The sequence below is a fragment of the Streptomyces bambusae genome (assembly GCF_019400985.1).
In the GTDB taxonomy this organism is placed as follows: Bacteria; Actinomycetota; Actinomycetes; order Streptomycetales; family Streptomycetaceae; genus Streptomyces; species Streptomyces bambusae_A.
On record NZ_WTFF01000401.1, the window covers coordinates 1 to 5706 of the forward strand.

The following is a 5706-nucleotide window of genomic DNA, read 5'->3' on the forward strand; positions in this document are numbered from 1 at the left end:
TGTGGCCCGCCTTCGCCGAGGGCCCGGCCGAGCTGATGGGCCGCGCGGTGCTCGTCGCCGCCGACGGCGGCCACGAGGGGGGCCTGGGCGGCCACCCCGAGCTGGACCAGACCGTGGCCGAGGAGGCCCGGGCCATGCTGGACGCCGGCCGGACCGGGGTCCTGGCGATCGGCGCCGACGGCCGGCTGTGCGGCGAGCCGCTGCGGGTCCTGGTCGAGTCGAGCGTGCCGCCGCCCCGCATGATCGTCTTCGGCGCCATCGACTTCGCATCCGCACTGGTGCGGATCGGCAAGTTCCTCGGCTACCACGTCACCGTCTGCGACGCCCGGCCGGTCTTCGCCACGAAGAACCGTTTCCCTGACGCGGACGAGATCGTCGTGGACTGGCCGCACCGGTACCTGGAGTCCACCGAGGTGGACGGCCGTACCGTCCTGTGCGTACTGACGCACGACGCCAAGTTCGACGTACCGCTCCTCGAACTGGCCCTGAAACTTCCCGTCGCCTACGTCGGCGCGATGGGCTCCCGCCGTACGCACGAGGACCGCAACCGGCGGCTGCGCGAGGTCGGTGTCACCGACCTCGAACTCGCCCGCCTGCGCTCCCCGATCGGCCTGGACCTCGGCGCCCGCTCGCCGGAGGAGACGGCCCTGTCCATCGCCGCCGAGATCGTCGCCGACCGGCGCGGCGGCAGCGGGGCCGCCCTCACGGGGGCGCACATCCCGATCCACCACGACGGCACCGACGTGGTGGCCGGCCGGATCGGTGTCGTGGCTTGAAGAGCTGAGCGCGGAAGAGCTGAGCGCGGAAGAGCTGAGCACGGCTGAGCGTTCACCAGCGGCCTGACCCGGGGCGCACCCCTCCTTCATCATTCGCAGGGGTCGCAATTGCTAAATATGTTCTAGACGTTGATAGTCATCTCTAATCGTCTATTTTGGTCGGGTGAAGCTTTCGGAGTGGGCGCGCCGGCAGGGCGTGAGTTACCAGACCGCGTGGCGGTGGGTGAAGGACGGGAAGATGCCCGTTCCTGTCCGCCAGGCGCCGTCCGGGACGTGGCTGGTCGACGAGGTCGTTGTCCAGCCGTCCGGGCGTGTGGTGGTGTACTGCCGCGTGTCGTCCGCGGATCAGAAGGTCGACCTTGAGCGCCAGGTGGCCCGGGTCGTGGCCGGTGCGAACGGGCTGGGCCTGGCCGTCGCCGAGGTCGTCACGGAGGTCGGTTCGGGGCTGAACGGGCGTCGGAGCGAGCTGTACCGGGTTCTGTCCGACCGGTCCGCTGTGGTGATTGTGGTTGAGCATCGTGACCGGCTGGCCCGGTTCGGTGTCGAGTACCTCGAAGCCGTGCTGTCGGCGTCCGGGCGGCGCCTGGTCGTCCTCGACCCCACCGAGACCACCGATGACCTGGTGCGGGACATCACCGAGGTGCTGACCTCGTTGTGTGCGCGCCTGTACGGGCGGGGGGTGGCGAAGAGCAGGGCCGAACGCGCGGTGGCCGTGGCGACCGGCGAGGCCGCTGAGTGAAGAGGTTCCAGCCGCAGCCCGGGTTCGTGGTGCAGGCCTACCGGTATGCGCTGGACCCGAACGCCGCTCAGGAGGCCGCGTTACGCTCGCACTGCGGTGCGGCCCGGGCGGCGTACAACTGGGCTGTCGGCTGGGTGACCGCCTCGTGGTGGCAGCGCAAGGCCGAGGTTACGTACGGCGTCGCCGAGGATGCTCTGACGCCGTGGCGGCCGTGGTCGCTGCCGTCGCTCCGGAAGACGTTCAACGAGGCCAAGAAGACTGATCCGCGGTTCGCCGACTGGTGGGAGGAGAACTCCAAGGAGGCGTACAACACCGGCCTGGCCAACGCGTCGGCCGCGTTCGACAACTACGCCAAGTCGAAGAACGGCAAGCGCAAGGGCGCCCGGATGGGTGCGCCGCGGTTCAAGGTGAAGCGGAAGGCGCGTCTTGCCTGCCGGTTCACCACCGGCGCCATCCGTGTGGACGCCGGCGGCCGGCACGTCACGCTGCCGCGCCTGGGCACGATCCGCACTCATGAGCCCACCGGCAGCCTCCTGACCCGCGTGCAGGACGGGACGGCACGCATCCTGTCGGCGACCGTCCGGCACGAGCGCGGACGGTGGTTCGCCTCGTTCCAGGTCGAGGTGAAGCGGGACCTGATCCGGGTCTCCCGGCCTGAGGTGGCGGTCGGTATCGATCTTGGCGTGAAGACCCTCGTGGTGATGGCGGACTCGACCGGCGAGATCCGCACCGTGGCCAACCCCCGGCACTATGACGGCGCGCTGAGGGTGCTGCGTCGCGCCTCCCGGACCGTGTCCCGCCGCCAGGGACCGGACCGCAGGACCGGTCGCAAGCCGTCCAAGCGGTGGGAGAAGGCCAACGCGGCCCGCAACAAGGTGCACCACCGGGTGGCGAACCTGCGCACGGACGCCCTGCACAAGCTCACCACCGCCGTCTCCGCCGAGTACGGCACCGTCGTGGTCGAGGACCTCAACGTCGTCGGCATGCTCCGCAACCGGCGCGTGGCCCGACGGATCGCCGATGCCGGGTTCGGTGAGATCCGACGTCAGCTCGACTACAAGACCCGCTGGCGGCACGGCACCCGCACCATCGTGGCCGACCGCTGGTATCCCTCCTCAAAGACCTGTTCCGGGTGCGGCGCGGTGAAAGCCAAGCTGCCGCTGCACGTGCGGACCTACGAATGCGACGTCTGCGGCCTGGTCATCGACCGGGACGACAACGCCGCGCTCAACCTTGTCGCCCTCGCGGCGGTAGGCACGACCGGTACCGGAGTGGCCGGAGACCGGGACACCCCAGCGCTGTCGAAGCCTCGTGGAGCCGACCGTAAGACCCGCGCCACCCACCCCCGTCGCACGACGGGGGCGGGGCGGGCAGGTGGCGCGACCCTGCCGCACCAGCGGCAGGAGGAAGCGAGAGACCGTCCTCAAGCCGAAGCCCTCACGCTTTGGTGATGTGACGGACCTTCCGGGCCGGAATGCCCGGAATGTCGAGACCCGACTACGGTCTCGGCAACGGTTGCGCCCTTCGTCGTTCCGGTCTAGCTTTACCGCCGGTAACACGTACCGGGTAGTAGGCAGATCGGCAGTTTGCCAGTAGCCGGTAGGCAACAGGAGCAAGGTCCCCCACCCTTCCCCGTTTCTCCGGAGCCGCCGCATGTTGCGAAGTCTGCGCACCGTGTCCGTCCTCGCCGCCGCCGCGCTCCTGGCCGCCGCGGCTCCCGTGGCCGCCCAGCCCGACGTGGCCGGTGAGGGCCTGCGGGAGGTCCTCTTCGTCGGCAACAACTGGGAGGGCACCGCCGACGTCCTCGCCTCCACCGGCGACCTCGCCCGCATCGGGCGGATCAACATCGTCCCGGACAAGGAGGAGCGGCTGCGGGAGATCTACCTCAACCCCGTGAAGCTCGGCTACTTCCTGGGCATCCGGACCACGGCGGGCGAGGGCCACGACCAGTTCGTGGACGACATGTACACCACCCCCGACGGCTCGGCCGTCGTCGCCTCCCGCCCCAGCTTCGCCGACGTGGTCTCCATCGACCTGCGTACCGGCCGGATCAACTGGCGCTTCCCCGTGTCCGGTTACCGCTCCGACCACATGGCGGTCTCGCCGGACGGGCGCCGGGTCGCCGTCTCGGCCTCCACCGCCAACACCGTCCACGTCCTCGACATCACCACAGGGACCCAGGTCGGCTCCTTCCCCACCGGCGACAAGCCGCACGAGAACACCTTCTCCCGCGACGGGCGCCTGCTGTGGAACGCCTCCATCGGCGAGGTCAACACCGCCCTGGACGCGCCCTGGCTGGACTGGACGAAGGGGGACCGCCGGTTCACGGTGGTGGACGCGCAGACCTTCCGCCCGGTCCGGGTGGTCGACATGCGCGAGCGGCTGAACGCGGCCGGGCGCTCCGACCTGTCCGACTCCGTCCGCCCGAACGCCTTCAGCCCCGACGAGTCCCGGCTGTACTTCCAGGTCTCCTTTTTCAACGGCTTCGTGGAGTACGACGTGGCCGCCGACCGGATCACCCGGATCAAGACGCTCCCGAAGAACCCGGCCACCTCCGAGGACCGCACCTCCTGGGTCAACGACTCCCGCCACCACGGCATGTCGATGAGCCCGGACGGCACCAAGCTGTGCGTGGCCGGCACGATGGACGACTACGCGACCGTGGTGGACACCGGCACGCTGGCCGAGGGCCCGCTGGTGCCGGCCTCGAAGCCGTACTGGGCGACCGTCGACGGCGACGGCACGGCGTGCGTCATCTCCGAGAGCGGCGCGGACCGGGTCACGGCCATCGACTTCGCCACCGGCACCAAGCGCGTCTCCGTCCCGGTCGGCGACCACCCGCAGCGCGTCCGCCTGGGCCACGTCCCCACCGGCTGGACCGGACCGACCCGTTAGCGTCCGGGCCCGTCGTCACCTACCCGTCCACCCCGGGGCGTGGGCGGGGCGTCAACGGCCGGATCCCTTGCGGGTGAGGGCCGTTGCCGCCGCCATGCCGAAGGTGGGGGAGCCGACGGCCGCCGCCCGCGTGCCCGGCCCCGGGGCGGCGGGCCGGGGGTGCAGGTCCTCGTCCCGGTAGCGTCTCGTCTCGCGGTGCCAGTGCAGGATTCCGGCCATCCAGTCCTCCAGTTCCCGTACGTACGCGTCGACCGCCCCGCGCGTGGTCCGGCCCAGGCCCAGGTCCTCGTAGAGCACGGGCAGTTGGTGGTCGCGGATGTGCTCGAACTCCTCGGTGCGCCGGACCATGAGGTCCGCGACGATGCGTGCGGCGCGGTGGTGGTCGATGCCGAAGAAGGTCTCGGTCACCAGGACGTGGTTGTGCATCTCGCCCTCGACCTCGATCTCCTTCCGGTACGAGTACAGGTCGTTCACGATGCAGGCCACGTCCGAGGCGGCGTTCTCCAGCGAGCGGATCACCCCGCCCCGCAGGAGCTCGGGCGGGAGCCCCCGGTCCCGGTGGCCGAGCCGGGCCAGCAGCATCGTGGTCGGGCTGCCGAAGGTCCACCGGCGCATCTCGGCGTAGTCGACCGGATCGGGGACCCGGTGGACGGTGGTGTTGTCGATCTCCCAGGCCCAGCTGTCGAGCATGCCGAGCACCGTCTTGCGGAACTCCCCGCGCATCCCCTCGCCCATACCGGCGGCGGTACGTGCCCACAGGTCCTTCAGGCTGCTCTCCAGCACCGTGGCCGGGGCCGGCCGGGCGGCGGGCCCGGGGCCGACCGGCATCATCGCCGCCAGCCGCCGGGTCGCCGCCCGCGCGGCCCCGGGGGACCGGGTGGCGCCGAAGACCTTGGGGTAGTAGTCGTCGGCGTACGTGCCCCAGGCCATCCACTGGGCGCTCAGCGCGAGCGCCCCGGGGCTCGCGTCCGGGTCGATGCCCGCCGCGCAGAGGGCGAAGTCGAAGCCCACCAGCTTGCGTTCGTCCCAGAGGGCGGAGCCGGGGTCGCCTGGCTGCGGCTGCAGCAGGCCCGACCGCCGGCACCAGTCGACCAGTTCACGGCGGGCGTGGTCCAGATGCGGGCTGATGCCGAGCGGGAAGGGCAGCGAGAGGTCGGGCGTGACCCACGGTCCGACCTTCCGGTACGGCACATGGCTGAGGCTGCGCCGGCGCAGCTGCGTGGCCCGCGGCGGGAACGCCGACCGGATGCCGGGGGCGCTCGCGCCGGGCCCGCCGGGCACGGCGCCCGTGCCGAG

At 71.2% G+C, this 5706-nt stretch carries 5 protein-coding genes; 4 read left to right on the plus strand and 1 reads right to left on the minus strand.

Annotated features, from left to right (window positions below):
- From GPJ59_RS32545 to GPJ59_RS32560, 4 genes are all read left to right on the plus strand, one after another.
- Positions 1-776 (plus strand): XdhC family protein (locus GPJ59_RS32545; RefSeq protein WP_219671516.1); only part of this gene is annotated, 776 nt, incomplete at its 5' end.
- A gap of 163 nt (positions 777-939) precedes the next feature.
- Complete coding sequence (locus GPJ59_RS32550; protein WP_219671517.1) at positions 940-1515, plus strand: IS607 family transposase; 576 nt, start codon at positions 940-942, stop codon at positions 1513-1515.
- Positions 1512-2966 carry an IS607 family element RNA-guided endonuclease TnpB gene (tnpB, locus tag GPJ59_RS32555; RefSeq protein ID WP_219671518.1) on the plus strand — a complete coding sequence of 485 codons (1455 nt, stop codon included), beginning with the start codon at positions 1512-1514 and terminating at the stop codon, positions 2964-2966. The genes GPJ59_RS32550 and tnpB overlap by 4 nt, the downstream gene beginning before the upstream one ends.
- Positions 2967-3168: 202 nt before the next feature.
- Positions 3169-4410, plus strand: a complete 1242-nt coding sequence (locus GPJ59_RS32560) for a YncE family protein (protein ID WP_219671519.1) — start codon at positions 3169-3171, stop codon at positions 4408-4410.
- A 51-nt stretch (positions 4411-4461) separates the two neighbouring features.
- On the opposite strand, the gene GPJ59_RS32565 is transcribed toward GPJ59_RS32560, so the two are convergent.
- A partial coding sequence (locus tag GPJ59_RS32565) for a terpene synthase family protein (protein ID WP_445271892.1) occupies positions 4462-5706 on the minus strand: 1245 nt, incomplete at its 5' end.